This window comes from Halobacteriovorax marinus SJ (assembly GCF_000210915.2).
In the GTDB taxonomy this organism is placed as follows: Bacteria; Bdellovibrionota; Bacteriovoracia; order Bacteriovoracales; family Bacteriovoracaceae; genus Halobacteriovorax; species Halobacteriovorax marinus.
On sequence record NC_016620.1, the window covers coordinates 2472598 to 2497542 of the forward strand.

Below are 24945 nucleotides of genomic sequence, written 5' to 3' on the forward strand. Positions count from 1 at the left end.
CTTATCTTTTACCAAGAAGACTCATTTAATTCTGCCACTGCTTGTAAAATGGCCTTCCTAGAAATTGTTCCAATAACTCTTCCCTCTTCAACAACAGGGTATACTTGAAAATTATTTCTTAGGAAGAGCTCTACGACAGATGTTAGTGAATCATCTGGCGAAATTGACATGACTTGAGTCGACATATAATGAGTCGCGCTCGATGGAGCATGATTATAATACTTCGAATCTAAAATATATTTTAAGCAATCCTTTTCAGATAAAAAACCAATCATAGAACCATTTTCATCAACAACTGGCGCTCCAGTTAATTCGAAGCGAATCAACATCTCACTGGCTTCTAGAATTGTGCTCTTATTAGAGATCGTTTGAAAATTCTTAGCGACATAATCTCTAATTGTGAGACCTGGCTTAAGCCCCTCTTTAAGTTCCGTTTTCCCAACTACTGCAGGTGTATAATTAACCATTAGAACCTCCTTATAAAGTACGGAAATTATAGCAAGTTATTATAAATACAATTAAGAGATCTCCCCTAATTCTCTTAACATTTCCTTCATAATTGACAATTATAATTATTTCTATGAGTAGGATATTTCATCACGACACTATTCTCATACTCTCCATGGACGACCAAGCTCAGACAAGGCTCTCTTACGAGCTCTCTCACAATGATTGTGAAATTCGCCAAGCCTATAACCTAACAGAGCTAGAAGATATTGTTGGAGAATCACCTACTCTATGTTTAGTCATTTACTTAGATACTCTTCACCCAAACTTATACGACATAGACATTTACAAAGAGATGGCCGATCAATTCTTCTTGGTCATAATAGATGCCCTTGGGGAAGATCTACCTAGAGATGAATTAGACGAGATACCCTTTACAGAAATCATTGGAAAAGATGACGAAGCCGCTCTCTATGATATCGACTCATTTCTAAATGAGTTCTATGGTGAAGAAAGTGCAGCTTGATTAATCCACTTCTTCATATACAAAACTACATCGATACCAACATACATCAACTAGTCCTTTCAGCTCTTCAATACTTTTATATTCAATATTCTCAGCAGAGGGAGACCTCGTATCTTTGTCCATCTCATGAACCTCTTCAATATTCATTGTTGGCCAGTAGAGCTCCTCACTCTCTTCAAAAATATAGGTTGAACCTGCATAGGTCTGAACTTGCATAAAAAGGGCTAAAAAGAATAAATTTAGAAAAGGCTTCATTCTTCATCATACCTATCAAGTATTAATAAAAACTTAATCCATAAAGCATTGATTTTAGGTGCATAAAATTATGATTCTCTTACATTTTTTCACATCAATTGATCCACACTATAAAGAGGAGTAAATTCATCTATCCCATAGAAAAGGTATCTTATGAAAGAATTACTCTTAGCAACACTGCTCCTTGCAACTACATCCACTCTGGCCAACCAGGGAAATATTGTTAAAGAAGGCTATTTTGTAAATGACTCGAAAAGAGACTTCCTAAAAACAATACATGCACAAAAGAGATTTACAGTAGATCATCCTAATAAGAGAGGCTATGAAGTCTATGGCCCAAAAGATTTAGGAAAATGGCTTAAGGAAAATTCTCCGTTTAGTTTTAGCTCGTTAAGACTAGAGGAAAAAGAGAAGTCTCTAGCCACTTATCCAACGCCAGAAGAAATTGAATTAAAACTTAAAAAGCTCGCAAAAGATAATCCAAATATTTTTAAACTCTTTAGTATTGGAAAAACTGAGAGAGGCAGAGAGCTCTGGATGATGAAGGTTTCTGACAATGTTGAAGTTGATGAAGTTGAGCCTGAGTTTAAATATGTTGCCAATATGCATGGGGATGAAATTGTTGGACGAGAGATGATGGTTTCACTTCTTGAAGAGTTAGCAAAGAACTATAAGAGCTCAGATCTCGAAACAACGACATTGATTAATAATACCGAAATTTACATAATGCCCTCTTTAAATCCAGATGGTGCCGCCTCTAGAAGAAGAGGAAATAGTAACTGGAGAGATCTTAACAGAGATTTTCCAGATGTTGTAAGAGATGGGCAAATTGAAGATACTCACTCCCATAGTATTTTTGATAATGAATCTAGAGACAGACAAAACGAAACTGTTGCTATGATGAATTTTCAAAAGAAGAGACACTTCGCACTTTCAGCAAATTTCCATGGTGGAACGGAAGTTGTGAACTACCCTTGGGACACTACGGGAGATGACTTCCCATATAAAGATCTTGTGGTTGAACTCTCGCGCGAATACGCAGTTAAAATTCCATCAATGAGAGATAATTGGGAATTTGTTGACGGGATAGTAAATGGTTACCAATGGTATGAGATTAACGGTGGTATGCAAGATTGGAGCTATCACTGGCACAATGACCTACAAGTTACAATTGAGCTCTCTCACTCTAAGTGGCCTACATATGACTTAGTTCAATCTTATTACGATAAGAATAGAGACTCTCTCTTTGATTATATGAAAAGTATCCACCAAGGCTTTGGTATAAAGTTTACAAAAGATGAGAAGTTTAAAGTAGAAATCTTTAAGAAGAATGAAAGCTCATTAACAAAAATTGATACTATATCTAAGAATGGCAGAGAGTTCTACAAAGTCCTCGCCGCTGGTAACTACAAAGTCAAAGTTACAACTTCAAAACTGAAAAAAGAGATTGATTTAGAAGTTAAGAAAAACTCAATTTCACCAAATGGAAATTATATATCTCTATAAATTTCCTCAAGTTCTCTTGGCCAATAATCTCTAGAAACATTTCTTAAGATTATTGGCTAACTATCCGAATAGATTAACAAATAAATTTTAGAGGTGGTAGAAATGGAAGGTTGGCTTCTCTATAAAGAAGATTCAAAATTCTTAAAGAAATCGTATGCTGTAACAAGACTAATGGAGACGGCTGAAAAAGAAGGTATTAACCTAAAAATCATTAGCCCCAAAGATATTGATATCACCGTTACTTGGGAAAATAGAAAATCTGTCTATCTCAAAGGAGAGCCGGTAAAGCTCCCCGACTTCATCATCCCGAGAATGGGTGCCTATACGACCTACTTCGATCTTGCAGTTATAAGACACTTAGAAAGACTAGGTGTTCGCTCTTATAATACATCTGAAAGTATAGAGATCGTTAAAGATAAATTATATTCTCATCAAATTCTAGCTGAATACAATATGCCTGTACCAAAAACAATGTTGGTGAAATTTCCAGTTGATATTGAATTCATCGAAAAGAATTTAGGCTTTCCAGTCATTGTAAAAACACTTAGTGGTTCCCAAGGAGTTGGAGTATTTCTCTGCGAAACAAAGAAGAACCTGGCCGATATGATGCAATTGGTGGAATCCACAAATATCAATGCAAATATTATTCTTCAAGAATTTATTAAATCAAGTAAGGGAAGAGATCTTAGAGTGTTTACTTTAGGAGGAAGAGTCCTTGGCTGTGTTGAGCGTATTGCAAAAGAGGGAGACTTCAAAGCAAACTTCTCTCAAGGCGGTGAAGTAAGGGCCTTTGAGTTAACTCCTGAAATTGAGTGGTTAGCACTTGAAGTATCTAGGGCCTTTAATTTAGATATTGCTGGAATTGACCTTCTCTTTGATGGTTCGCACTTCAAAGTTTGTGAAGCAAACTCTGCACCTGGGTTTGAGACAATTGAGCAATGTTTAGAGATTGATGTTGCGAAGGAAATTTTTCACTTCCTTCGCGTAAGATTAGGACTCTTTGGAAAGAAGTAACTTAGTTACACTTTCCAAAGTTAGCTTCTAGATTAACGGCAACATCATTCCAAGTTTTACCTTGATGAAGAGCTGCACACGCTTTATTAAGAGCGCTAAGTTCGTCGCTCATAGCAAAGTCAAATACGTCAACAACACCCTTTGCACTTAATTTTCCATTTTTATAATCATAGCTTAATGGAACATCTACAGTCTTAGCATTCATCGTAATTGCTACTGTAATAACTTTACCAGACACCTTTTTTACAACACCAGTAATTTTACTTCCGCCTTCTAATGTAGAGAAAAAGAACTTTGCAATCTTAGCATCTCTTCCCTTATCTTTTGTGAAGACTGTAGATGCATCAAGATTAAACGTTGCACCAGTAAGAATTTCTTTAATATCTTCACTCTTATTACTTGTGAATGAAACGCCCTTAAAAGTTCCACCTACTGCAGCTTTCGCTGGTGTCTTATAAGCACTCCAACCGATAGTCGCATCTTTGAAACAAGCAGCCTGAGCAATTGATGTAAATAAAAATAATGATAAAATAAATTTCATATAAACCTCTTTTTAATTTTCAGTGTCTTTATTCTAATTCATTTCATTTAAGAATGTCACACCCCCAAAGTTAATTTAAATGCTCTAAGTTAAACAGAAAACAACTCAGCGCAAAAGTCAAAATAGGTTTGAGTATTTACCAATTATTCGCTATCTTCTATATACAATTTTACAAAAGGAATAAACTTGATCTTCAAACTTATCTCTAATACGAGAGAAACATTAAAAAACGATCTTCTCTCAGGGCTAACTGTTGCCCTCGCTCTTGTACCGGAGGCTGTAGCCTTTTCATTTGTAGCAGGGGTTGATCCACTTGTTGGTCTCTATGCTGCTTTCATGGTGGGACTTGTTACTTCAATTTTTGGTGGTAGACCGGGAATGATTTCTGGAGCGACTGGAGCACTCGCTGTCGTTATGGTTAGCCTCGTTGCCGATCATGGTGTTGAATATCTATTTGCAACTGTAGTTTTAATGGGAATCATTCAAATGCTTGCAGGTGTATTTAAGCTTGGTAAGTTCGTACGTCTAATACCACACTCAGTTATGCTCGGTTTTGTTAATGGCCTAGCTATCATTATTTTTCTGGCCCAGTTATCACAATTTAAATTTACTGATGCTACAGGAGTTTCTCACTGGCTACATACGAATGATCTCTTAATTATGTTAGGACTAGTATTTTTAACAATGCTCATCATTCACTTCTTACCAAAGCTAACGAAGGCCATTCCATCATCATTGGCGGCGATTCTTACTGTAACAGGAATTGTTCACTTAATGGGAATAGACACTAGAACAGTAATTGATATGGCATCAGTTGGCGGAGGACTACCATCTCTACACATTCCAAATGTTCCATTTAATATGGAAACATTACAAATAATCTTCCCATACTCTTGTATCCTAGCCGCCATCGGCCTAATTGAGTCACTTATGACTTTACAGCTTGTAGATGAAGTAACTGAAACAAGAGGAAGTACTAATAGAGAATGTCTAGGACAAGGTCTTGCCAATATCTTAACAGGCTTCTTTGGCGGAATGGGCGGATGTGCCATGATTGGTCAAAGTATGATTAACGTTAACTCAGGAGGAAGAGGTAGAGCATCAGGAATCAGTGCCGCATTATTCCTACTCTTCTTCATTGTTATTGGATCAAAGTTTATAGAACTCATTCCACTAGCTGCACTTGTTGGTGTTATGTTTATGGTTGTTATTGGAACATTTGAATGGTCTAGCTTTAGAGTCTTAGGAAAAATCCCAAAATCAGATGCCTTTGTTATAGTTCTAGTATCGACAGTCACAATTTTTACAGATCTTGCAATCGCAGTATTCTGTGGTGTTATTGTTTCCGCATTAGTATTTGCATGGAAGAAATCTGAAAGAATCAAGGCCGAGATTTACACAGATGAAAATGGTGGTAAACACTATCAGCTTAATGGACCACTCTTCTTTGGTTCTGTTCAAAGCTTTCAGAGTCTTTTTAATCCAAAGGAAGACCCTAAGAATATTTATCTAGACTTTGAAAACTCAAGAGTTTGTGACTTCTCTAGTATCGAAGTTATTAATAATATAGTTGAGAAATATAGCAGGCTAGATAAAGAAGTCTATATTACAAATCTTAGCCCTGATTGCGCTAGTGTGATCAACAAGGCAGGCCATATCTCGAAGGCCAAGAGAATATAATAGTCTAATAAAGCCGCCTAGTTGCGGCTTTACTTTTTCACACTTTTCTCACAAAACCGCCATTTTATTCACAATACGAGTAATTTTTCTAAGCCTACCATCTTCATAGAATCCTAATTTGACTTTGATTTATCTTCTTGAGAGAAGAGCTAGAAATAAATCTATTAAAATCCATTTAGACAAAGGAAGAAACAAATGAAAGCTCTCGTTCTCTTAACTCTTTTATCAATGACTAACGTATTTGCCGACGAATGTAGAAATAGCGTGATGTACCAATCAATGGATATTTTATCTTACGAACTAGGTGTTCCATACGATGAAGTTGAAGGTGAATACCAGATTACACTTACAAAGACTTCTGATTTCGTAGACGGAATCGAAAAGTACGAAGCACTATATAATACATACTCTGGTGTTTACCTTATGAAGATGGATGTAAACTACTTCTGTGACATCACTTCTTCTCAAACATTTTTAAAATAAAATTTTAAATTCCCAAATGAAGAATTCTCGTCCCAGCATCACAGTTGGGGCGAATATTCTTACCTATAACAATACCTGAGTGAGAACTAAAGATCTCCTCTCTAACCTCTCCGAATACATCATAGACCTTGGCAATTAATTGACCTTTCTTCACTTTCTGAGCAATGGCAGGAAAGACGTCTACAATTCCACCCTTTGAAGAATATATCCAAAATGAGTGGTCACAAATAGTTGTGCTCTTCACGAGATTCTTAACTTTGCCATCAATCATCTTTAAGAATTTCATCGTATTCAAAACTCCCAAGAGAGTCTCGTCAATTAGCTTATGTTGAAAAGCATTAGGATTTCCAATCTCAATCGTTATGGCAGCAATTCCATTATCATTTGCCCAACCTCTAAGTGTCCCCTCTTCATCAAACTTTTGAACAATAATTTGTGGGTTCTGAAGATACGCAAGATTGCGACATTCAGGCTTCTCTAGATCTGCTCTAATATAGAGAGAATTTACCCTACCTAAACTAGCAGTATGTAAGTCTAAGAGATAATCAAATTTCTTAATTATTTTTTTAATAAAGTGATGAACATAAATACTACTTGATGCTCCACTATCTTTACCTGGCATTATTCTATTTAAGTCCACATTGTCGCTAAAGTATCTTTGGTTCTTCAAATATCCCGGAACATTACTAATAGGTACGAGTATTAAAGTTCCACTCATTTTCATTGGATCAATTTCATTTATGAGTTTGAAAATAGTAGAAATACCATTAAGTTCATTTCCATGGATTGCAGCCGTAATTCCAAGGACCTTTCCCTTATTCTTCCCCTGAACAATAATTACTGGAAGCTTCCAAGGAACACCAAGAGCATTGTCAGATAAATGCACCTGAAACCTATGTATATGTCCCCTCTTTAATCTTGAGAGAACAATGTTTTCTTTAACTTTAACATAGACTGTTTTTTCCATAACGACTCTTTAAAGCGGCACACGCTTATGGTAGGAGGGTTTATCTTTTAGTTCTTCAACTTGTTTTATTAGAAAATCAATTATTGTCGCAGCAATATTTTTGTCCATCGCCTTTTCAATTCCTTCAAGGCCAGGACAGGCATTCACCTCTAGAATTAGTGGACCATTATCACTACGTAGAATATCTATTCCGGCAACATTGAGTTTAAACTCCTTAGCGGCTTTTAGAGCAATTTCTCTTTCTCTGGGTGTGAGTTTTACTTTTTTTGCCTCACCACCGAGATGAAGGTTAGATCTAAAGTCTTCCCCATTAGAGCTTCTAATCATTGAACCCATGACTTTTCCACCAAGGATAAAAACTCTAATGTCTGTCCCCTTAGACTCTTTTATAAACTCTTGAAGAATAAGGTTAGTACTTGTAAGACCAAAAGCTTCAATTATAGATTTTGCGGACTGTTTAGTTTCGGCCAAAACAGTTCCCTTACCTTGTAGCCCTTCAGTTAATTTAATAATTACTGGAGTTCCTCCCACCTTATCAATAAGTTTAGCTCCATTTAAAGAGTCATTAGAGATGGAGGAATTTGGAAAAGGTAAATCCTTCCTTGATAAGATCTGTAACGTTCTAAGCTTATCTCTCGCTCTTGCAACACCAAGAGAAGAGTTTAATGAGTAAATTTCCATGGCCTCAAATTGTCTTAATACGGCCATCCCATATGTACTTTTTATGATTCCAACTCTTGGAACAATGGCATCTAAGGAGCTTAAGGATTTTCCTTTGTAAAGAATATCGGGCTTATTATTATTTAGAATAAGATCGCAATGAGTATAATCAATATGCTCGACTTCAATACCTTTCTTTATGGCCTCTTCATAAAGTCTAGTATTAGTGTAGTTATCAGGGTTCTTATTTAATAGACCTATTCTCACGCTTTCTCCTAAATTTATGTGATATGAGTCTTTGCCAATTATCGACTTAACTCATTTTTTTTAAAACTCGTTTTTAGTCCCAATATACTTCAGTTTTTCCTAATTATCCTAAAAAACAACACAACTAACTAAAATTAAAAACAATTAACTTAAAACTAATCATTATAGAAATAAAACGATTTTTCAAAAATATAACTTCGTTCATAAAATAGGCTAAAGGAGTAAGAATGTTACTGGTTAAAACGCTTATTAAATCTTCCCCTATTCATGGAAAAGGACTCTTTGCCAATCAAGACATTCCAGAGGGTACGCCTATTTGGAAGTATTCTCCGTCAACAACTCGGATTACAGCAATTGAAGAATTTATCTTCCAATGTCACTCCATGAGCCTAAAGGAGATAAGACGACACATGAATTATTCTTATCTAAGGGATGGAAACGTCTGGAGCGTCCTAGATAAGACAAGATATATAAACCACGGTCAAAGTGCTAATATTGGCTTCTTAGATAATTTCTTAGAAATCTCCACTAGAGATATTCTAAAAGGAGAAGAGCTTATTGAGAACTATCATAATTGCTATGACCTCTTTGATTTCTTCAACTTTGACTATTTCAAGATAAAGAAAAAAGATGACCTATTAGACCACTTACAATTGCACTTAGGAGTGGCCAGCTATGCTTAATATTAAGACCTACATTGCTCCTTCTAAAATTCAAGGACTAGGACTCTTCAGTTCACAAAAGATAAAGAAAGGACAGCTCGTTTGGAGCTTCGATGAGAGAATTGATATTAAATATACTATAGAGCAATGGGAAGAACTTAAAAGAGAACTCCATAGAGATTCATTCGATACACTTCAAAACTTTGCTTATAAAGAAAATGATTTCTATATCAATTGCATGGATAATGCTCAATATATGAACCATCATACATTCGACTTCAATATTGAAAACTCTAGCGACCTCTCCATGATGTTTGCCACTAGAGATATTAGTATCAATGAAGAGCTTCTATATAATTACTTCGAAAGCTCTGATGAAGATGATTATCATTTACAATTTTTAAAGTAATTACTTTCTTCTTCCCATTAACCTTAGTATTGATAGGAAGAGATTAATAAAATCTAAGTAAAGAGTGAGGGCTCCGTAAATAGTCTCTTTTCTATCCTCATCTGTTCCTTCATTACCAATGATATTAGAAGATTTAATCTTCTGAGTATCATAAGCAGTTAGTCCAGAAAAAATGAGCACTCCACATATACCGTATATTTTACTAGCACCAGAGGTCATTAGACTCGGAAAGAAGATTGTTAAGATTCCAAATCCAATCATTCCCCAAAGGGCCATATGACAGAAAGTTCCAATTGGGCCTAGGTCTCTTTTAGTCACATAGCCAAAGAGACTTAATCCAGCAAAAGAGAAAGCTGTCAGTATAAATGCAGACTGAATACTTTCACTTGTGTAAATGAGAAAGATTAAAGAGAGAGTTAGACCTGTCAATGCTGCATAAAGAAGATAAATGATTGTTGCGGCCATAGAAGAGATCGTTTTTACTTTCGCAGATAGATAAAATACGGCTCCTAGCTGAGCGATAAGTAGCCCATAGAATATAAACTTATTTCCAATTATAAGTGAGACTAGCTCCTTAGACTGAGATACGTAAAATGAAATAAATGATGTGAGGATTATTCCAAAACTCATCCACTTATAAACGCCACTCATAAAGCGCGCGTTCTCTTCGCTTATACTTTGCTCACTTCTAGTCATATTATACGTATTCATCTCGTACCCTTATTTTCTATAGATCATTAAAGTGTTCACTATATTCAATATTGTGATACACCTTTACGACATCATCATCAGACTCAAGTTTTTCAATTAACTTCATATTATTTAAGTATGTTTCATCTGAAACTTCTTTAAAAGTTGTAGGAATTTGCTCTAATCCTGCCTCTTCTGGCTCTAGGTTCATTTCTTCTAACTTCTTAGAGATAGCGCCAAAAACTTCCATTGGCCCACTAACTTCAAATATTCCATCTTCAAGCTCAATTTCCTCAGCTCCACAGTCGATCATCTCTAGAGTGAAATCATCTTCGTCTAAATCACCTTGTGGAATCTCAAAAACAGCTTTACGAGTAAAAATAAATTGCAATGTTCCTGTTGTCCCTAGAGAACCTCCGGCTTTGTTAAAGTAAGATCTTACATTGGCCACAGTTCTAGTTGTATTATTCGTAGAAGTTTCAACAAAGATAGCAACCCCATCTGGGCCATAACCTTCATAAGTAACTTCCTCGTATCCATCGTCATCACCACCAAGGCCTTTCTTGATAGCTCTATCAATATTATCTTTTGGAACGTTATTCTTCTTACACTTTTCTAAGGCAATTCTTAATAGGAAGTTAGTACTAGCATCATCTCCACCAGACTTAACCGCTCTTTGAACTTCAAAGAGAATCTTAGTATAAATTTGTCCTCTTAACTTATCTGCTGCACCTTTTTTCTTTTCAATATTGGCCCATTTTCTTCCCATAATTCCTCTTTCTATATACTTAATTTAAATTTATTTTATATTATCAGTAGTCAAATAGATTGACACCTATAAACTCTAGCCATTAACACTTCTCACTCGGAAAAGAACATGATCTTTAAGCTCTGAATCGTCCTCAACCATAGGGTGTTTAAAGTCCCCATCAGTATCTCTTACCATACCAATCTTTTCCATAACCCTAATTGAAGCGAGATTAAGTCTTGAGGTAAAAGAGACAACTTCCTCGAGCCCCAACTCTTCAAAAGCAAAATCGAGAACGGCCCTTGCACCTTCACTAGCATACCCTTTTCCCCAGAAGTCTTTATAGATCCTCCAACCGATTTCAGTACAAGGAGTGAAGTGAGTTTCATAACTTGGTCTTGCAAGACCAATAAAACCTATAAACTCTCCCGTTTCCTTTAACTCTACGGCCAATAATCCAATATCATCTTTGGAAATGCGCTCAATTTCTCTATTAATAAGCTTCTCACTTACGTCTCTAGCGTAAGTAGATGGAAAGAATTTCATGGTTTCCTCGTCAAGGTTAAGCTTCACGAAGGGATCAATATCGGAGTCTTTCCACTGTCTTAGTATTAATCTTTCTGTTTCTATAATCATGGGACTTCCATCTTATTGCTATATGTGTTATATTAAATCATTATGAATATCTAATCATACTCAATTTTACATTTCCAAAAAAGCTAAATTAACCTCGAGGTGATTATCATGAATACATTTCTCTACTTCTAAAACTCAATATTAAATTCTATTAGTAGAGGTATTTATGCGCCTGTCGACCATCATCTTTGTTGGTCTACTTAACTATGTTCTCTTTGATCTAAGAAAAGCAAGAGTAAGTCTATTGCAAAAAGCTCAAGCTACGTCTTATGAACTCTCTGACGAGAAGAACCAAAGAAGCGAGAAGAAACAACAAAGAAAATATAAGAATAAGAAATATAAGAAAAGAAAATTTTATCAATCTAAAAACTACTATGCTAGGAGCACGAGTTCTAAGGATAAGAGATATTCAAATCAAAGAACACTTAGAAGAATGTATAGGAATTGTTAGTTCCTATACATTCTTTTTTATTTAAATACTTTCGACTGGACCAAATAGCTCATAATGAATTTGATTTTCCTCTACTCCCAGAGCTAGTAAGTCATTCTTAATAGACTTCATAAATGCTTTAGGTCCACAAATATAGAAATCAGAACTCTTATCATTAGAGATGAACTCCGTTAAAAACTCTCTCGTAATAAAGCCTATATTTTCATTACTTCTCTTCTCCCTCTTTAGTTCATCGTAGAAAAAGAACGCTTTGAAATTAGGATTCAGCTCTTGAATGGACTCGACTTCACTTTTAAAAGCATGAACTTCATCATTCTTATTTGCATGGATTAATTTTAATGATTGAGTAGACTTTCTATTTTGATTTAAACAATGAATCATACTTAGAAGTGGAGTGATTCCTATTCCTCCAGCGATACAAACTATATTCTTATCCGTATTTTGTGGCTGTAATGTAAATATACCATTTGGATAGCCAACTTCGACAATATCACCCTCTTCAACTTGAGAGTGCATATAATTTGAAACATACCTTGCCGGAGTTTTATCCTCTAATGCGTCCTCTCTTTTTATACTTACTCTAAGAAAATTCTCATCCCCAAAACTAGATAAACTATAATTTCTCATTGTTGTCATTCCATCAAATGGAACACGAATAGTTATATATTGACCCGCCTTAAAGCTTGGAGCCGGTAGCCCATCTTCACTAGATAAATAAAAAGATGAAATGATTGAACTTTCTTGAACCTTCTTTACAACACGAAACTTTTTAAATTCATTGAAACCATTTTCTGATTTTAATTGTTCATTATAAAGATTTTTTTCTGCTTCTATAAGAATATCGGCAAGAAAGAAATAGGCTTTCTTCCAGGCTGAAATAATATCATCAGTTGCTCCATCTCCTAAAACTTCTTTGATAGATTCTAGTAAATTAACTCCCACAATTGGATAATGCTCTGGCTTTATTTTTAAAGAACTATGCTTATTGGCAATTAAAGAAACTGCTCCACTTAATGCTGAGAGATTATCAATATTTTTTGCATAAGCACAAATTGCGCCAGCAAGGGCCTCCTGTTGAGTTCCCATTTCTTGATGGGCACGATTAAAATATGGCATAACCTCAGGATTTTTTTCAAAAAGTTTCTTATAGAAATGCTTTGTAAGAAGTACTCCATGTTCTTCTAAAATTGGTGCAGTACTTTTAATAATTTCAATAGTCTTACTCTCTAGCATGATGCTCCCCTTAATATGTATCTTAAATATGTATTTTGAATACATATTTATTACGACAAGAGACTACCGTCAATACTGAAATATATATTTTATAGACATATTTGCATTTCTCTAATATTTCAACGATATATATAGTGTGAAACTAACAACTTATACCGATTATTCAATACGAGTTCTCATGTACTTGGGAATTAATAGCGAGAGACTTTGCACCTCTACTGAGATTTCTGCTGCCTATGGAATTTCGAGAAATCATCTTTCAAAGATCATTCATCAATTATCAAAACTTAAGTATATACAAAGTTATAAAGGGGCCTCGGGTGGAATAACACTGCTAGAAAAACCAAAGAATATCAACCTTAGAAAATTAATCGAGCAAGTTGAGCCTGACTTTGACATAGTAGAATGCTTCAATCAAGACTCAGTATTTCCTTGTAAAATTACACCATCTTGTAAATTAAAGTCAATTCTCAACTCTTCGCTAATAGAGTTTCTAAAAAATTTAGAAAAGTATACTTTGGCAGATATAATTGAAAATAAAGATGAACTTAAATCAAACCTTATTTAATTTAACTTCTCTTCTCTAAGTTTATTGAAAATAAGAGAAAGGCTCCAGCTGCTGCGGTAATAACGCTATAGTCGAGAGAACTCTTAACTCCAAATGAAATACTCATACTTAAAATAAAAGAAAGTAGTAAAAAGAAACTCGCAAGTGATGATTCTTTTAGTCTGAATCCTATTAATAAGAAAACAGATAAGATGACTTCTAGGAATGTTGCAATATATCCGCAGACATCAGAAAGAGCTCTTGGCATCCACGGAAGAAGAAGATGTGTATAATCTAAAAATGCTTTCATATTTCCCCAGACAACTCCAGGCTCCCCTGCATTCCCCCAAAGGCCAACCCTATCGGCTACAGCAGACAAAAAACATGCTGCCAGTGCAAATCTTAAAAAATATTGTGCGTTTCTATTCATTTTTTCTTCCATTGTTGCTGAATACTCAAGAGGACTCCTTAAGTCTTCACTAATATCCATTGGTTTAATTGCACTCACATTTCCACCACCAGTATTTCCCAAGGGAACAACTCCAAGGAACGACCCCACTATTCCAGATGGAATACGAATTGACTGAGCAAACATCTCCGCGAAGTCTTTTCTCTTAAGTGCGACTTTAAACATCCATATATGTGCTCTTGTATGAGCAATTACATTCATCTGCCCTAATACATGGGCCCTTTCTAAATGTTTGAAAGATAGGTCTAACTTAGTTGAGTGAAAAGCTTCCTTTGCCTTACTCATTTCTAATTCGAATGCGTATAATAAATCATCGTGCATACTCATATATTATATGACTCAATTCCTCGTGACTAGCCACAACTGACTGACAAACAAACTCAAATATAAATAACTTTATTTTTGTCCATTTGAAGTTACAATTAAACAAATTTTAATTCAATATTTAGGAGAAGTACATGTGGGGAACAAAGAATAATGATTGGTGGCCCAATTCATTGAAGCTTAATATTTTAAGGCAACACTCTAACCTTTCAAATCCAATGGATAGTGATTTTAATTACGCTAAAGAATTTAACTCTCTCGATCTAGATGTATTGAAAAAAGACATATGCGATCTAATGACTACTTCACAAGACTGGTGGCCTGCAGATTATGGTCACTATGGACCACTCTTTATCCGAATGGCATGGCACGCAGCTGGTACTTATAGAACTAGTGATGGTCGTGGTGGAGCTAATACTGGAAATCAAAGATTTGCTCCATTAAATAGTTGGCCTGACAACGGAAATCTAGATAAAGCGCGACGCTTACTTTGGCCAATAAAACAAAAGTATGGAAAGAAAATTTCTTGGGCGGATCTCTTTATACTCGCAGGAAACTGCGCTTTAGAGTCAATGGGATTCAAAACTTATGGCTTTGCAGGAGGAAGAGAAGATATTTGGCAAACAGAGGAAGATGTCTACTGGGGAGTAGAATCTGAATGGCTTGGAGACAAGAGATATAGCGGTGACAGAGAGCTTGAAAAACCACTTGCTGCCGTACAAATGGGTCTTATCTATGTAAACCCAGAAGGACCAAATGGAGAGCCAGACCCAGTCGCTTCAGGAAGAGATGTCAGAGATACATTCTCTAGAATGGCGATGACAGATGAAGAAACTGTGGCTCTAGTTGCAGGAGGACATACTTTTGGAAAATGCCATGGTGCCGCTTCCGACTCAAACCTTGGAAGGGAGCCAGAAGCTTCCCCTATTCAAGATATGGGACTAGGGTGGAAAAATAAATTTGGCAAAGGTAATGCTGAAGACACAATTACGAGTGGAATCGAGGGTGCATGGAAAGCGAATCCTACCAAGTGGGATAATGGTTACCTCACAACTCTATTTAAATATGAGTGGGAAAAAGTAAAAAGTCCGGCAGGTGCATGGCAATGGCTTGCAAAAGATGTCGAAGAAGAAGATATGCCTGTTGATGCACATGACTCGTCTAAGAAACATAGACCGATGATGACAACTGCCGACTTGTCACTCAGATTCGATAAGGGCTTTGAAAAAATAGCCTTACGTTTCAAAGATAATCCAGAAGAATTTAGAGAAGCTTTTGCTAGAGCATGGTTTAAACTCACTCACAGAGATATGGGACCTAAGGTTCGCTATCTTGGTAAAGAAGTTCCAAGTGAAGATTTAATATGGCAAGATCCTATCCCAACACTTAACCACGCTCTTATAAGTGAGCAAGACACAGAACAACTGAAGAAGCTCATTCTAGAGAGTGGATTGACGACGTCAGAGTTAGTTAAAGTTGCCTGGTCTTCAGCATCCACTTATAGAGGTAGTGATATGAGAGGTGGAGCCAATGGTGCAAGAATAAGACTTGCTCCTCAAAAAGATTGGGCTGCAAATGATCCAGTACTTTTAAAGAAAGTTCTTAGTAAGCTGGAGGGAATTAAAGATAGTTATTCGAAAGAAGTATCTCTTGCAGACCTTATTGTGCTTGCAGGGTGTGCGGCGATAGAAGCAGCCGCAAAAGATGCCGGTGTTCAAGCAAAAGTTCCATTCGCACCTGGAAGAATGGATGCAACTCAAGATCAAACTGATGAAGAGTCTTTCTCTGTGCTAGAGCCTGTCGCAGATGGTTTTAGAAATTACCTAAAGACAGAATTTACAATTCCAAGTGAGGAATTACTTTTAGATAAAGCGCAATTACTTACACTAAGTGCGCCAGAGATGACTGTACTTATTGGAGGTTTAAGAGTTCTAGGTAATAACCATGGAGACTCTAAGCATGGTGTTCTTACTCAAAAAGTTGGTTCACTAACAAATGACTTTTTTATTAACCTTCTCGATATGAATAATACTTGGGAAGAAAGTGGTGACCATTTCACAGCAAAAGATAGAAAAACTGGAAAAGAAACATGGAGCGCGACAAGAGTTGATTTAATTTTTGGATCAAATTCTGAACTCAGAGCGCTGGCAGAAGTCTATGCTTGCCATGATTCTCTAGAGAAATTTATCCATGACTTTATTAAAGCATGGGATAAAGTTATGAATCTCGATCGTTTTGAGTTAAGAAAATAAAATAAAATGGCCAGGGGAATATCCTGGCCATTTTTTATTTTATCTTGTCAAAAGTCTCATTCCTCTTTGCTTTTCTTTCACTATACCTATCGACTAAGAAATCTGCATGAACTCTCGTTAATAAAGTAAAGCGCATTAGCTCTTCCATAACATCAACTACTCTATCTCTATATGGGGATTCTTTCATTTGCCCATCTTCATCAAACTCGTTATATGCCTTGGCCACAGAGGATTGATTAGGAATGGTGATCATCCTCATCCAACGCCCAAGAATTCTCATATTATTTACAGCATTGAAGCTTTGCGAACCACCACTCACTTGCATGAGAGCTAAGGTTCTCCCCTGCGTAGGTCTAACTGCACCAATACTAAGTGGTATCCAATCAATTATTGTCTTCATTAAACCGGACATATTCCCATGTAATTCAGGGCTAGACCACAACTGTCCCTCAGACCAGAGACTTAACTCTCTAAGCTCTTGAACCTTTTCATGTTCAACCGATCGATCATTATCAAAGGTAGGAAGTCCATCAGGGTCAAAGAACTTTACATCAGCCCCCATAAACTCCAAGATTCGACCAGCTTCTTGCGCTAAAAGCCTAGAATAAGACCTCTCCCTAAGAGAGCCATAGAGAATGAGTATTCTCGGTTTGTGATTGATTTGACTATCACTTGTAGCCTTTAAGTTAAATTCTTCTTTAGATAGGTAATTCACTAGTACCTCCATTTATTTGAAAGATGCACAAGACTTAGCATAATTGGAACTTCTATTAATACACCCACAACTGTAACAAGTGCTGCACCAGAGTTTAATCCAAATAGTGCTATTGCAACTGCCACTGCAAGCTCAAAGAAATTACTGGCACCAATCATTGAGCCAGGACTTAATATACAATGAGGAAGAGTCATCTTCTTTCCTACGATCCATGCTGCAAAGAAGATGAAGTAAGTTTGAATAATTAATGGAATTGCAATTAATACTATATGGATTGGATTTTCAATAATCTTCTCTCCTTGAAAGGCAAAGAGTAAGATTAAAGTCGAAAGCAGAGCAATTATAGAAACAGGCTTAAGCTTTGGTAAAAAACTTTGTTCAAACCAATCTTTCCCATGTGTCTTGATTAATGCCTTATTCACAATAAAACCAGCAGCGAGTGGTATGACAACAAATATTACAACTGACGAAACAAGTGTATCAACAGGAATAACAACACTAGTGACTCCTAGAAGAAATTTAACAATTGGAATAAAAGCAACTAATAAAACGAGATCATTTATTGCAACTTGAACAAGCGTGTACTCTGGATCGCCTTTAGTAAGATAAGACCATACAAATACCATCGCTGTACACGGAGCGGCTCCTAGTAAAATAGCTCCTGCAATATACTCACTCGCAAGCTCAGGAGTTAAGTATGCTCCGTAAATCTTATCGAAAAAGATCCAAGCAAAGAAGGCCATTGAAAATGGCTTTATGAGCCAATTAACAACCAAAGTGAGAGCAAGTCCTCTAGGATTTCTCCCCACATCTTTTATAGAAGAGAAGTCTATTTGCACCATCATTGGAAAGATCATAAGCCAAACAAGAATCGCAACAGGTATATTAACTGTTGCCAGATTAAGTTCACTAAGAACACTTATAGAACTTCCAAGAAATTTTCCTAAAAGTATTCCTCCGACAATACAAAGCGCAACCCAAAGACTTAAATAGCGCTCAAAAAAACCCATTTGCTCAGATTCATTACTCATACTTCTTCCTCTATGTATTTTTCGATCGAATCAATCATTAATCTTATTTCATCCCTTACTCTTCTATAGACACTGAGAATCTCTTCTTCATCTTTCAAGTGACTTGTTAATCTCGGTGGATCATCAAATCCTGTATGAATAATCTTTCCACCAGGAAAGTAAGGACAGTTCTCAAAGGCATCTGAACAAACTGTAAAAACAAAGTCCATAGCAATATCTGGTAGCTCGTCTGTTGTATTAGACTCGTGAGCACTAATATCAACACCACCTTCATTCATCACTTTCACAGCATAAGGATTAAGGCCATGTTTCTTAGTTCCTGCTGAATAGAAATTATACTTATTCCCTTTAAGATGCTTTCCCCATCCCTCTGCCATCTGGGAGCGACATGAATTTCCGGTACATAGAAATAAAATATTCTTCTTCACTTTAACTCCTTTAGAAGCATTCTAGAATGGGACAGTCACTTAAAGGTTGATTCTTATCAACACAACAATCTGCTAAAGACTTTAAAGACTTCTTCATCTTTTTTAAGTCACTAATCTTCTCATCTATTTCTTTTATCTTGTTTTCGGTTTTCTCTAGGACATGACTACACTTGGCGTGATTTCTAACTTTTAAATCTAAGAGTTCTTTTGCCTCTTTTAAAGTAAACCCTAGTTCTCTCGATCTTTTAATAAACTGAATTCTAACGATATAGTCCTTGCTATAATATCTATACGCTCCAGTTTTCTTAGGCTGCTTAATAAGCTCTTTGCGTTCATAGAAGCGGATCGTTTCAATATTGACACCCGCCTCTTGTGCTAATTTTCCAATTGTAAAAAAATCTTTCATACTCATCTTATACACTCCGTACTATAGTACAGAGTCAAGATATCACACGAAGAAATTCTTTATCAATCTACGAAAGTAGTTATCCAGTACACAAGCAAGCGTTAGCGCAGCGTATATTCGATAGAATTTTTTTGAAAATAAGGGTAAATGGAGCGCGTGACAAGGTTCGAACTTGCGACATCTGCCATGGCAAGGCAGCTCTCTACCAACTGAGATACACGCGCTTATTTTGAGAAAATTCTTATATAATAAATCGAATTTTAAGACAATACCTTAGATGTCTTTATCATCTAAAAATCTAAACTGTCTGATCTTTGATCACCAAAGTGGTTAGATAGACAGTTTAAGCGCCCATAAGTCATTAGAATCACTGCCATCAGATGGCATACCTTTTGCTTTTTATACACTCAATGAATAAAATACTCTTTGCTCTAATATTTCTTAGCCTATCCTCATGGTCTGCTGATCTTTCTCTTTTTCTAGAGAATGGGAACTTTAATGAAGAGTTCGCTAAGCAAATTCTCTCGGGAGATTTAAAGGATGGTGAGAGCATTCACCTCATAGATAGAAGTCTTACTTTTAAGAAGATTCTTGGTAGCGGAAATACAACACTCATACTCAAAGTTCAAAATCCTGAAACGGGAGTAGACTTCGCTCTCAGACTTCCACATGGAAATACTGAGAAGCGCTACCATCTAAGTGATGGAATGAGATTTATCAATCATACATTTAATGGTTACGAAGAGCTAAATGATGCCGGTTTACCAATTCCTAAGATACATGACTACAATAAAGATCACTACCTTCTTGTAGATATTATTGAGCACGACTTTAGCCTTAGAACTTTCCTAGCGAGAAATAATACCTTTACTGAAGAGTCTAAGGAGAGGGCCTTAAAGTCGCTAATAGAATTTTCAAAAGAAACAGCACTCTTTGATTCAATAGGAGATTTTCATCTTGAACAAGCCGTATATTCTAAAGATAAAAATAAATGGTTCTTGCTAGACTGGGCTTCAGGCCATCAATTAGCGCGTCAGCCATCCTCACCTAATGTTTTTTCAAGCTTTCTCTTTTATGAGAACAATATTGCTCTCGACGGTAATGGAAATGAGATATATGAAATTAATAGAGATGGTCACAAAATAAAAGTTGCGAGAGAGATAAGTGAGTTTGAAAAGGCTGCACTAGCATCAATAACAAATGCTATTGAAGAACAGAGAAGAGTTCAAACAGAATTAGACAATCTTGAATTAGATAGAATTAAGCAAAAGCTTTCAACTCTTTCTGATCACAAGGAAGTTTTAGAAGTTTATAAGAATATTCACACTAAGCATTTAGCTTCTTTCTTCACTCTTTTACAAAAAGATTTTATCGCAAATCAATTAGAGAAGTTCCCAAGAGGAGCTCTAGGCGCAAGTGAGCTTGACTTACTAATGAATCACCTCGGAAAATTCACTCCTTACTTTTTCTCTCAATTTGCAGAAAAGATAATCGACAATATTTATGATCTTGAAACTTTCAATCATCTCTATGTAAAACTACAGACAATAGGCCTTGATGAAGAACTTGAAGATGATATCGCTGGAGCAATTGCTAGAAATATGGAGAGGCTTCTAAGAAATACAACTAACGATCCTAAAATCTTAGATAGTGTTGAAAAATTGAAAAATGACTATGGCCTTATCAACTATATGGCAAAAGAGCACTTGGCCAATGCAGCTCAGTACTTAAAGCCTGCTACAAGCTGTAGAGACGTGATCTCTAGCTTTCTCTAAAAGCTCAGTAAACTACTGAAATTAAATCATTTTACCTACACCTATCAACTACACAATGCACCACTAAAGCAATATAATTAGACTTCCTTAACAATTGTTTGACCCATCAACCAGACTCATCTATGATGCCTCCAAATTAGACCTTGGAGAACTAAATGAAATACTTATCGAGCATTGCTCTTTTATTAACTTGTATGATCTCAAGCGCACAAGCACTAGAGTATAATGCCCCTACTCTTATTTTTAACTCTTCTGCAGATAGCGGACACAATATGCCACCAAGAACTGTCTTCACAGATAGGGCCCCATCAATTAATGATCATGGTGAAATGGCCATTACTCTCACACTACTAGATGGTACATACGATACAGGAATTTGGGTTAAATCAAAATTTCAAGAGGGAATTCTGACTACAACAGGTGCTAGAGAATCATTCAATGACGTTCAAATAAATAATGATGGAGCACTCTTCTACACGCACCAAACTCTCAATGGTATAAAAGGTGTTTATACTGCCACAGGAAAAAAAGAAGGTGGATATAATTTTACAAATCATATGGATGATGAAGAGATTATGCCTTACGAATCTTTTAGTAACCTCTTTCTAACAAAGAGTGGTGAATTATTTTTTACGGCGAAAAACTTTAAAGGTGATCTAGCTATATTTAACTATCATGCTGAATTTGGTCTAGATTTAATTACGGCCCAGAATCAAAGATCTCGCACTCCATATTCATTTGTCTTCTCTCCAAGCTATAATGACAATTCCGAAGCTGCCTACAAAGTAAGAGTTGGTAAACGTGGAGAGCTTGATGACTCTCTACCTGATCAAATAATTTTAAGCAAAGGATCTAGTAAGAAGATCGTAGCTCAAGATCAAGATAGTGATCCAAATTCTAAATGGAAGAGTCTTAGAAATACAGTGGCCCTAAGTAATTCAGGAGCTGTTGCTTTTATAGCTCACGACGGAGTAGCTGAGAAATTAGTACTTATTGAAGCAAACGGAAACGAAAGAATTCTTGCGACAAAGGGAAAAGAACTAAAAGAATTTAGTTTCTTTTCAGTTATTATCAATGACAAAAACTGGGTTGCTTTTAGAGGTAAGGACTTAGAAGGAAACCATACGATCTTTATAGCAACAGAGAATGGTGTTCAGAAAGTTCTAACACAATTTGATAAAATTAAAGTTCCATGGGGTGAAGCTCTTATTGCGTACGGACCACATATTCCATTTGGTGGTAATATTGATATGAATAACCATGGTGATATTATTGTCAACACAGGACTAGCAAACTTAGAAAATACTCAAGACTACGGAAGTGGTGTTGTAGTTATTTACTCAAAGAAATAATCTTTCAATCAACTTTGGAGCTCCCCAGAGAGTTCCAAAGTTCGTCTACTTTCTTATTCCAAAAGACTAGTACTTCGCATTTTGAAGCTTAAGTACATTCCCATCTAAGTCTTCAAATATCAGCATATGTCCCCAAGACTCATCAACCTCACCTAGTATTTTTGCCCCTGCAGCTTCTAAAACTTTTCTATCTGAAGAAACATCATCACTTGATAAAGTAAGAGTCCCACCACAGTGAGCACCATGTGAATCTCTTGGAAAAGAAGGAATATCCTCTCCCTCTGTCCAGTGAAGTCCAACCATTACACCTCCACAGTCCATACTCGTCCAATGAGATGTTTCGTAGGAGATTTTCATATTCAATACTTCTGAGTAAAACTTAACAGCTCTACTCATGTCAGTAACATTATAATAAATATCATGAACACCTTGGATCATAAAAAAGCTCCTTATTTTATTTCTTTAATTATTTAATATTACAATTAATCACTAAGACTCTTTATGACTGAGGCGACATTAGCTATACGAACAGGCTTAGATACAAAATCCAACATTCCAGCATCCAAACACTTTTGCCTATCTTCTTCTAATACATTGGCCGTCATTGCAACAATCTTACTTTCTTTATTATTTTTTAAAATCTTTTTTGTAGCTGTTACTCCGTCCATGACAGGCATTTGCATATCCATAAAAATGAGTGAGTAATTTTCATTAGAACAAGCTTCTACAGCCACTTTTCCATTTTCTACTATGTCTACTTTATATCCGAGCTTAGCTAGAATCATTTCTCCAAGTTTTTGATTAACCCTATTGTCTTCAACTAGAATTATCTTGTGAGGATACTTCTTTTCAAATCCATCATAATTGACATCTTGCTCCTCACTTTGAAATTCATTTCCTTTCTCAAATTCTAACTCAAAACTGAACTTACTCCCTTCTCCTTTTCTACTCTCAACCTTTATCTTTCCGCCTAAAAGTTTGGCAAGCTTAGAACTAATAGATAACCCAAGTCCAGTTCCTCCAAACTTCCTTGTCACTCCCTCGTCTGCTTGAGTGAACTCTTGAAATAGTCTTGATTGCTCTTCTTCACTCATTCCAATTCCATTATCTTTTACCGAAAATAGGACTTTCACAATATTTCCGTTACACCCTGTAAGCTTAATATCTAGGAATACTTTCTCTTCATCGGGAGAGAATTTAACAGCATTACTTAGAAGATTTGTAATGATTTGCTTTAATCTTACAATATCTGATTTTAAAAATTGAGGTATAGAATTATCAATTTTACTATGTATTGTAATCCCTTTTTCAGAAGCAATATTTGCTATTAAAGATGTTACATCTTCGACAGACTTCTTTAAGTTAAAACTAACTTTTTCTATAGAGAGTTTACCTGATTCAATTTTCGAGAAACTCAAAATATCATTAATAATTGTTAGTAAACTGTCGCCACAACTATTAATAATAGATAGCATCTCTTCTTGAAGTGGATTTAAACTTGTATCTTTTAAAAGAGATGCCATCCCCAGAATTCCATTCATAGGAGTTCTTATTTCATGACTCATGTTTGCTAGAAATAAGGACTTCGCTTTTTCCGCGGCAAGAGCTTTATTTCTTGAATCCTCTAGCTCTCGCTGATATTTCTTTTGCTCACTAATGTCTCTTATGATTCCAGTTAAATATAAACCATCTTCAGTTCTTGCTTCTCCAACATTAATACTTATAGGTACAACTCTTCCGTCTTTGGAAGTAAATTCCAACTCTTCAGTTTCACCAACCAACTTTGTAACATCAACCTTTAGATACTTATCAATATTAGTTCCTAATAACTCTTTTTCACTAAGGCCAAATAACTTGATCAATTTATCGTTAACACTTTCTATTCTTCCACTAGAATCAATAACAAAGAAAGCATCTGGAGTTGTACGAAAAATAGATTGCAGCTTAGCATGATTTTTCCTATTAACCATTGCCTCTTTCTTTACACCTGTAATATCTCGAGATGAAGCATAAAGAAAAAAGTCCCCATCTAATTCAATTCCCCTAGCATTAATTTCAACATTGAATATCTCACCATTCTTTTTCTCATGCTTTGTTTCAAAGATTTTAGGATTTTCAATTAAGTCTTTAATTACAGGTATCATATCTTCTACAGGGAAGTGTCTGTCCCAATCTTTTACATTAAGTTCATGCGCTTCCTCTAATGAGTAGCCCAGAAGATCTGCAAAAGTAGTACTGCAATAAACTACGTCACCATTTTGAGTTAGTATATGTACCCCATCGGAAGCATTCATCACAAGAAGCTTGAGGAGGGATAACTCTTTCTTGGGAGTATCATACTTACTTAAAAGATTATTCAATTTTGACATGAAAATTTATCGGACTTCTAGGAGTAAACTATTAAATTAAATTTGTTCTCGCGGAATGACATTCCAGTGCTAAATCATCAACAATTACTAAAATAACGCTCT

General features: G+C 35.8%; 28 protein-coding genes and 1 tRNA gene. 12 read left to right on the forward strand and 17 right to left on the reverse strand.

Going from position 1 to position 24945, the window contains the following annotated elements; translation table 11 throughout:
- Positions 1 to 8 precede the first annotated feature (8 nt).
- Positions 9 to 467 (reverse strand): CBS domain-containing protein, encoded by a 459-nt coding sequence (locus BMS_RS11720; RefSeq protein ID WP_014245037.1) that lies wholly within the window; start codon positions 465 to 467, stop codon positions 9 to 11.
- A gap of 113 nt (positions 468 to 580) precedes the next feature.
- Between BMS_RS11720 and BMS_RS11725 the strand changes: the two genes are divergently transcribed.
- A complete protein-coding gene (locus BMS_RS11725; RefSeq protein ID WP_157765776.1) occupies positions 581 to 973 on the forward strand; it encodes a hypothetical protein in 393 nt (130 codons plus the stop codon).
- On the opposite strand, the gene BMS_RS11730 is transcribed toward BMS_RS11725, so the two are convergent.
- Positions 974 to 1228, reverse strand: a complete 255-nt coding sequence (locus BMS_RS11730; protein ID WP_014245039.1) for a hypothetical protein — start codon at positions 1226 to 1228, stop codon at positions 974 to 976.
- Positions 1229 to 1381: 153 nt separating this feature from the next.
- On the opposite strand from BMS_RS11730, the gene BMS_RS11735 reads away from it, so the two are divergent.
- Positions 1382 to 2734 (forward strand): M14 family zinc carboxypeptidase, encoded by a 1353-nt coding sequence (locus BMS_RS11735; RefSeq protein ID WP_014245040.1) that lies wholly within the window; start codon positions 1382 to 1384, stop codon positions 2732 to 2734.
- A 102-nt stretch (positions 2735 to 2836) separates the two neighbouring features.
- Positions 2837 to 3748: an ATP-grasp domain-containing protein gene (locus tag BMS_RS11740; RefSeq protein WP_044557564.1), complete on the forward strand. Its 912-nt coding sequence runs from the start codon at positions 2837 to 2839 to the stop codon at positions 3746 to 3748.
- Between the two features lies 1 nt (position 3749).
- On the opposite strand, the gene BMS_RS11745 is transcribed toward BMS_RS11740, so the two are convergent.
- Positions 3750 to 4289, reverse strand: a complete 540-nt coding sequence (locus BMS_RS11745; protein ID WP_014245042.1) for a YceI family protein — start codon at positions 4287 to 4289, stop codon at positions 3750 to 3752.
- 189 nt (positions 4290 to 4478) lie between these two features.
- Here BMS_RS11745 and BMS_RS11750 point away from each other — a divergent pair, with 189 nt between their 5' ends.
- Together BMS_RS11750 and BMS_RS11755 are read left to right on the forward strand one after the other, a co-directional pair.
- The gene (locus BMS_RS11750; RefSeq protein ID WP_044558113.1) at positions 4479 to 5969 is read left to right on the forward strand and encodes a SulP family inorganic anion transporter; all 1491 of its coding nucleotides are present in this window, start codon (positions 4479 to 4481) and stop codon (positions 5967 to 5969) included.
- 195 nt (positions 5970 to 6164) lie between these two features.
- Positions 6165 to 6452 (forward strand): hypothetical protein, encoded by a 288-nt coding sequence (locus tag BMS_RS11755; RefSeq protein ID WP_014245044.1) that lies wholly within the window; start codon positions 6165 to 6167, stop codon positions 6450 to 6452.
- A gap of 4 nt (positions 6453 to 6456) precedes the next feature.
- On the opposite strand, the gene BMS_RS11760 is transcribed toward BMS_RS11755, so the two are convergent.
- Both BMS_RS11760 and BMS_RS11765 read right to left on the reverse strand, forming a co-directional pair.
- Entirely contained in the window at positions 6457 to 7419 is a 963-nt protein-coding gene (locus BMS_RS11760) for a succinylglutamate desuccinylase/aspartoacylase family protein (protein ID WP_014245045.1), read from the reverse strand.
- Positions 7420 to 7428: 9 nt separating this feature from the next.
- Positions 7429 to 8346 (reverse strand): RimK family alpha-L-glutamate ligase, encoded by a 918-nt coding sequence (locus BMS_RS11765; RefSeq protein ID WP_014245046.1) that lies wholly within the window; start codon positions 8344 to 8346, stop codon positions 7429 to 7431.
- A gap of 227 nt (positions 8347 to 8573) precedes the next feature.
- On the opposite strand from BMS_RS11765, the gene BMS_RS17075 reads away from it, so the two are divergent.
- On the forward strand, positions 8574 to 9029 hold the full coding sequence (locus BMS_RS17075) for an SET domain-containing protein-lysine N-methyltransferase (protein ID WP_014245047.1): 456 nt from the start codon (positions 8574 to 8576) through the stop codon (positions 9027 to 9029).
- Positions 9022 to 9417 (forward strand): SET domain-containing protein-lysine N-methyltransferase, encoded by a 396-nt coding sequence (locus tag BMS_RS11775; protein ID WP_014245048.1) that lies wholly within the window; start codon positions 9022 to 9024, stop codon positions 9415 to 9417. Before BMS_RS17075 ends, BMS_RS11775 begins: the two co-directional genes overlap by 8 nt.
- Here the strand turns inward: BMS_RS11775 and BMS_RS11780 are convergent, their stop codons facing one another.
- The 3 genes from BMS_RS11780 to BMS_RS11790 form a co-directional block, all read right to left on the reverse strand.
- On the reverse strand, positions 9418 to 10128 hold the full coding sequence (locus BMS_RS11780) for a Bax inhibitor-1/YccA family protein (protein WP_014245049.1): 711 nt from the start codon (positions 10126 to 10128) through the stop codon (positions 9418 to 9420). It abuts the gene before it with no gap.
- A gap of 16 nt (positions 10129 to 10144) precedes the next feature.
- Entirely contained in the window at positions 10145 to 10876 is a 732-nt protein-coding gene (locus BMS_RS11785) for a YebC/PmpR family DNA-binding transcriptional regulator (protein ID WP_014245050.1), read from the reverse strand.
- Positions 10877 to 10951: 75 nt separating this feature from the next.
- Positions 10952 to 11491, reverse strand: coding sequence for a GNAT family N-acetyltransferase (locus BMS_RS11790; protein ID WP_014245051.1), 540 nt, complete (start codon positions 11489 to 11491; stop codon positions 10952 to 10954).
- 166 nt (positions 11492 to 11657) lie between these two features.
- Here BMS_RS11790 and BMS_RS11795 point away from each other — a divergent pair, with 166 nt between their 5' ends.
- On the forward strand, positions 11658 to 11942 hold the full coding sequence (locus BMS_RS11795) for a hypothetical protein (RefSeq protein ID WP_014245052.1): 285 nt from the start codon (positions 11658 to 11660) through the stop codon (positions 11940 to 11942).
- A gap of 21 nt (positions 11943 to 11963) precedes the next feature.
- On the opposite strand, the gene hmpA is transcribed toward BMS_RS11795, so the two are convergent.
- Positions 11964 to 13175: an NO-inducible flavohemoprotein gene (gene hmpA, locus BMS_RS11800; protein WP_044557566.1), complete on the reverse strand. Its 1212-nt coding sequence runs from the start codon at positions 13173 to 13175 to the stop codon at positions 11964 to 11966.
- A gap of 136 nt (positions 13176 to 13311) precedes the next feature.
- Between hmpA and BMS_RS11805 the strand changes: the two genes are divergently transcribed.
- Positions 13312 to 13743 carry an RrF2 family transcriptional regulator gene (locus tag BMS_RS11805; protein ID WP_014245054.1) on the forward strand — a complete coding sequence of 144 codons (432 nt, stop codon included), beginning with the start codon at positions 13312 to 13314 and terminating at the stop codon, positions 13741 to 13743.
- Between the two features lies 1 nt (position 13744).
- Here BMS_RS11805 and BMS_RS17515 read toward each other — a convergent pair whose 3' ends face one another.
- Positions 13745 to 14512 (reverse strand): DUF3703 domain-containing protein, encoded by a 768-nt coding sequence (locus BMS_RS17515; RefSeq protein ID WP_162137850.1) that lies wholly within the window; start codon positions 14510 to 14512, stop codon positions 13745 to 13747.
- A 137-nt stretch (positions 14513 to 14649) separates the two neighbouring features.
- On the opposite strand from BMS_RS17515, the gene katG reads away from it, so the two are divergent.
- Positions 14650 to 16767, forward strand: a complete 2118-nt coding sequence (gene katG / locus BMS_RS11815; protein WP_014245056.1) for a catalase/peroxidase HPI — start codon at positions 14650 to 14652, stop codon at positions 16765 to 16767.
- Positions 16768 to 16801: 34 nt separating this feature from the next.
- Here katG and arsH read toward each other — a convergent pair whose 3' ends face one another.
- The 5 genes from arsH to BMS_RS11840 form a co-directional block, all read right to left on the reverse strand.
- Positions 16802 to 17494 (reverse strand): arsenical resistance protein ArsH, encoded by a 693-nt coding sequence (gene arsH, locus BMS_RS11820; RefSeq protein WP_014245057.1) that lies wholly within the window; start codon positions 17492 to 17494, stop codon positions 16802 to 16804.
- Positions 17482 to 18513 (reverse strand): ACR3 family arsenite efflux transporter, encoded by a 1032-nt coding sequence (arsB, locus tag BMS_RS11825; RefSeq protein WP_014245058.1) that lies wholly within the window; start codon positions 18511 to 18513, stop codon positions 17482 to 17484. The genes arsH and arsB overlap by 13 nt, the downstream gene beginning before the upstream one ends.
- Positions 18510 to 18941: an arsenate reductase ArsC gene (locus tag BMS_RS11830; protein ID WP_014245059.1), complete on the reverse strand. Its 432-nt coding sequence runs from the start codon at positions 18939 to 18941 to the stop codon at positions 18510 to 18512. The genes arsB and BMS_RS11830 overlap by 4 nt, the downstream gene beginning before the upstream one ends.
- Before the next feature lie 10 nt (positions 18942 to 18951).
- Positions 18952 to 19347 carry a MerR family transcriptional regulator gene (locus BMS_RS11835; protein WP_044558117.1) on the reverse strand — a complete coding sequence of 132 codons (396 nt, stop codon included), beginning with the start codon at positions 19345 to 19347 and terminating at the stop codon, positions 18952 to 18954.
- A 148-nt stretch (positions 19348 to 19495) separates the two neighbouring features.
- A tRNA-Gly gene (locus BMS_RS11840) sits at positions 19496 to 19571 on the reverse strand.
- A 186-nt stretch (positions 19572 to 19757) separates the two neighbouring features.
- On the opposite strand from BMS_RS11840, the gene BMS_RS11845 reads away from it, so the two are divergent.
- Together BMS_RS11845 and BMS_RS11850 are read left to right on the forward strand one after the other, a co-directional pair.
- On the forward strand, positions 19758 to 21122 hold the full coding sequence (locus tag BMS_RS11845) for a hypothetical protein (RefSeq protein ID WP_044557568.1): 1365 nt from the start codon (positions 19758 to 19760) through the stop codon (positions 21120 to 21122).
- Positions 21123 to 21277: 155 nt separating this feature from the next.
- A complete protein-coding gene (locus BMS_RS11850) occupies positions 21278 to 22474 on the forward strand; it encodes a hypothetical protein (RefSeq protein WP_014245062.1) in 1197 nt (398 codons plus the stop codon).
- 66 nt (positions 22475 to 22540) lie between these two features.
- On the opposite strand, the gene BMS_RS11855 is transcribed toward BMS_RS11850, so the two are convergent.
- Positions 22541 to 22912, reverse strand: a complete 372-nt coding sequence (locus BMS_RS11855) for a VOC family protein (RefSeq protein WP_014245063.1) — start codon at positions 22910 to 22912, stop codon at positions 22541 to 22543.
- A gap of 44 nt (positions 22913 to 22956) precedes the next feature.
- Complete coding sequence (locus BMS_RS17080; RefSeq protein WP_014245064.1) at positions 22957 to 24843, reverse strand: PAS domain-containing hybrid sensor histidine kinase/response regulator; 1887 nt, start codon at positions 24841 to 24843, stop codon at positions 22957 to 22959.
- Positions 24844 to 24945 lie beyond the last annotated feature (102 nt).

Coding starts and splice junctions, on each gene's coding strand:
- BMS_RS11790 (WP_014245051.1), bottom strand. CDS start 11,491: ATGATTATAGAAACAGAAAGATTAATACTAAGACAGTGGAAAGACTCC.
- arsH (WP_014245057.1), bottom strand. CDS start 17,494: ATGGAGGTACTAGTGAATTACCTATCTAAAGAAGAATTTAACTTAAAG.
- BMS_RS17080 (WP_014245064.1), bottom strand. CDS start 24,843: ATGTCAAAATTGAATAATCTTTTAAGTAAGTATGATACTCCCAAGAAA.
- BMS_RS11730 (WP_014245039.1), bottom strand. CDS start 1,228: ATGAAGCCTTTTCTAAATTTATTCTTTTTAGCCCTTTTTATGCAAGTT.
- BMS_RS11785 (WP_014245050.1), bottom strand. CDS start 10,876: ATGGGAAGAAAATGGGCCAATATTGAAAAGAAAAAAGGTGCAGCAGAT.
- BMS_RS11835 (WP_044558117.1), bottom strand. CDS start 19,347: ATGAAAGATTTTTTTACAATTGGAAAATTAGCACAAGAGGCGGGTGTC.
- BMS_RS11720 (WP_014245037.1), bottom strand. CDS start 467: ATGGTTAATTATACACCTGCAGTAGTTGGGAAAACGGAACTTAAAGAG.
- BMS_RS11795 (WP_014245052.1), top strand. CDS start 11,658: ATGCGCCTGTCGACCATCATCTTTGTTGGTCTACTTAACTATGTTCTC.
- BMS_RS11755 (WP_014245044.1), top strand. CDS start 6,165: ATGAAAGCTCTCGTTCTCTTAACTCTTTTATCAATGACTAACGTATTT.
- katG (WP_014245056.1), top strand. CDS start 14,650: ATGTGGGGAACAAAGAATAATGATTGGTGGCCCAATTCATTGAAGCTT.
- BMS_RS11745 (WP_014245042.1), bottom strand. CDS start 4,289: ATGAAATTTATTTTATCATTATTTTTATTTACATCAATTGCTCAGGCT.
- BMS_RS11780 (WP_014245049.1), bottom strand. CDS start 10,128: ATGAATACGTATAATATGACTAGAAGTGAGCAAAGTATAAGCGAAGAG.
- BMS_RS11735 (WP_014245040.1), top strand. CDS start 1,382: ATGAAAGAATTACTCTTAGCAACACTGCTCCTTGCAACTACATCCACT.
- BMS_RS11855 (WP_014245063.1), bottom strand. CDS start 22,912: ATGATCCAAGGTGTTCATGATATTTATTATAATGTTACTGACATGAGT.
- BMS_RS11725 (WP_157765776.1), top strand. CDS start 581: ATGAGTAGGATATTTCATCACGACACTATTCTCATACTCTCCATGGAC.
- BMS_RS11740 (WP_044557564.1), top strand. CDS start 2,837: ATGGAAGGTTGGCTTCTCTATAAAGAAGATTCAAAATTCTTAAAGAAA.
- BMS_RS11760 (WP_014245045.1), bottom strand. CDS start 7,419: ATGGAAAAAACAGTCTATGTTAAAGTTAAAGAAAACATTGTTCTCTCA.
- BMS_RS17075 (WP_014245047.1), top strand. CDS start 8,574: ATGTTACTGGTTAAAACGCTTATTAAATCTTCCCCTATTCATGGAAAA.
- hmpA (WP_044557566.1), bottom strand. CDS start 13,175: ATGCTAGAGAGTAAGACTATTGAAATTATTAAAAGTACTGCACCAATT.
- BMS_RS11850 (WP_014245062.1), top strand. CDS start 21,278: ATGAAATACTTATCGAGCATTGCTCTTTTATTAACTTGTATGATCTCA.
- arsB (WP_014245058.1), bottom strand. CDS start 18,513: ATGAGTAATGAATCTGAGCAAATGGGTTTTTTTGAGCGCTATTTAAGT.
- BMS_RS11845 (WP_044557568.1), top strand. CDS start 19,758: ATGAATAAAATACTCTTTGCTCTAATATTTCTTAGCCTATCCTCATGG.
- BMS_RS11775 (WP_014245048.1), top strand. CDS start 9,022: ATGCTTAATATTAAGACCTACATTGCTCCTTCTAAAATTCAAGGACTA.
- BMS_RS17515 (WP_162137850.1), bottom strand. CDS start 14,512: ATGCACGATGATTTATTATACGCATTCGAATTAGAAATGAGTAAGGCA.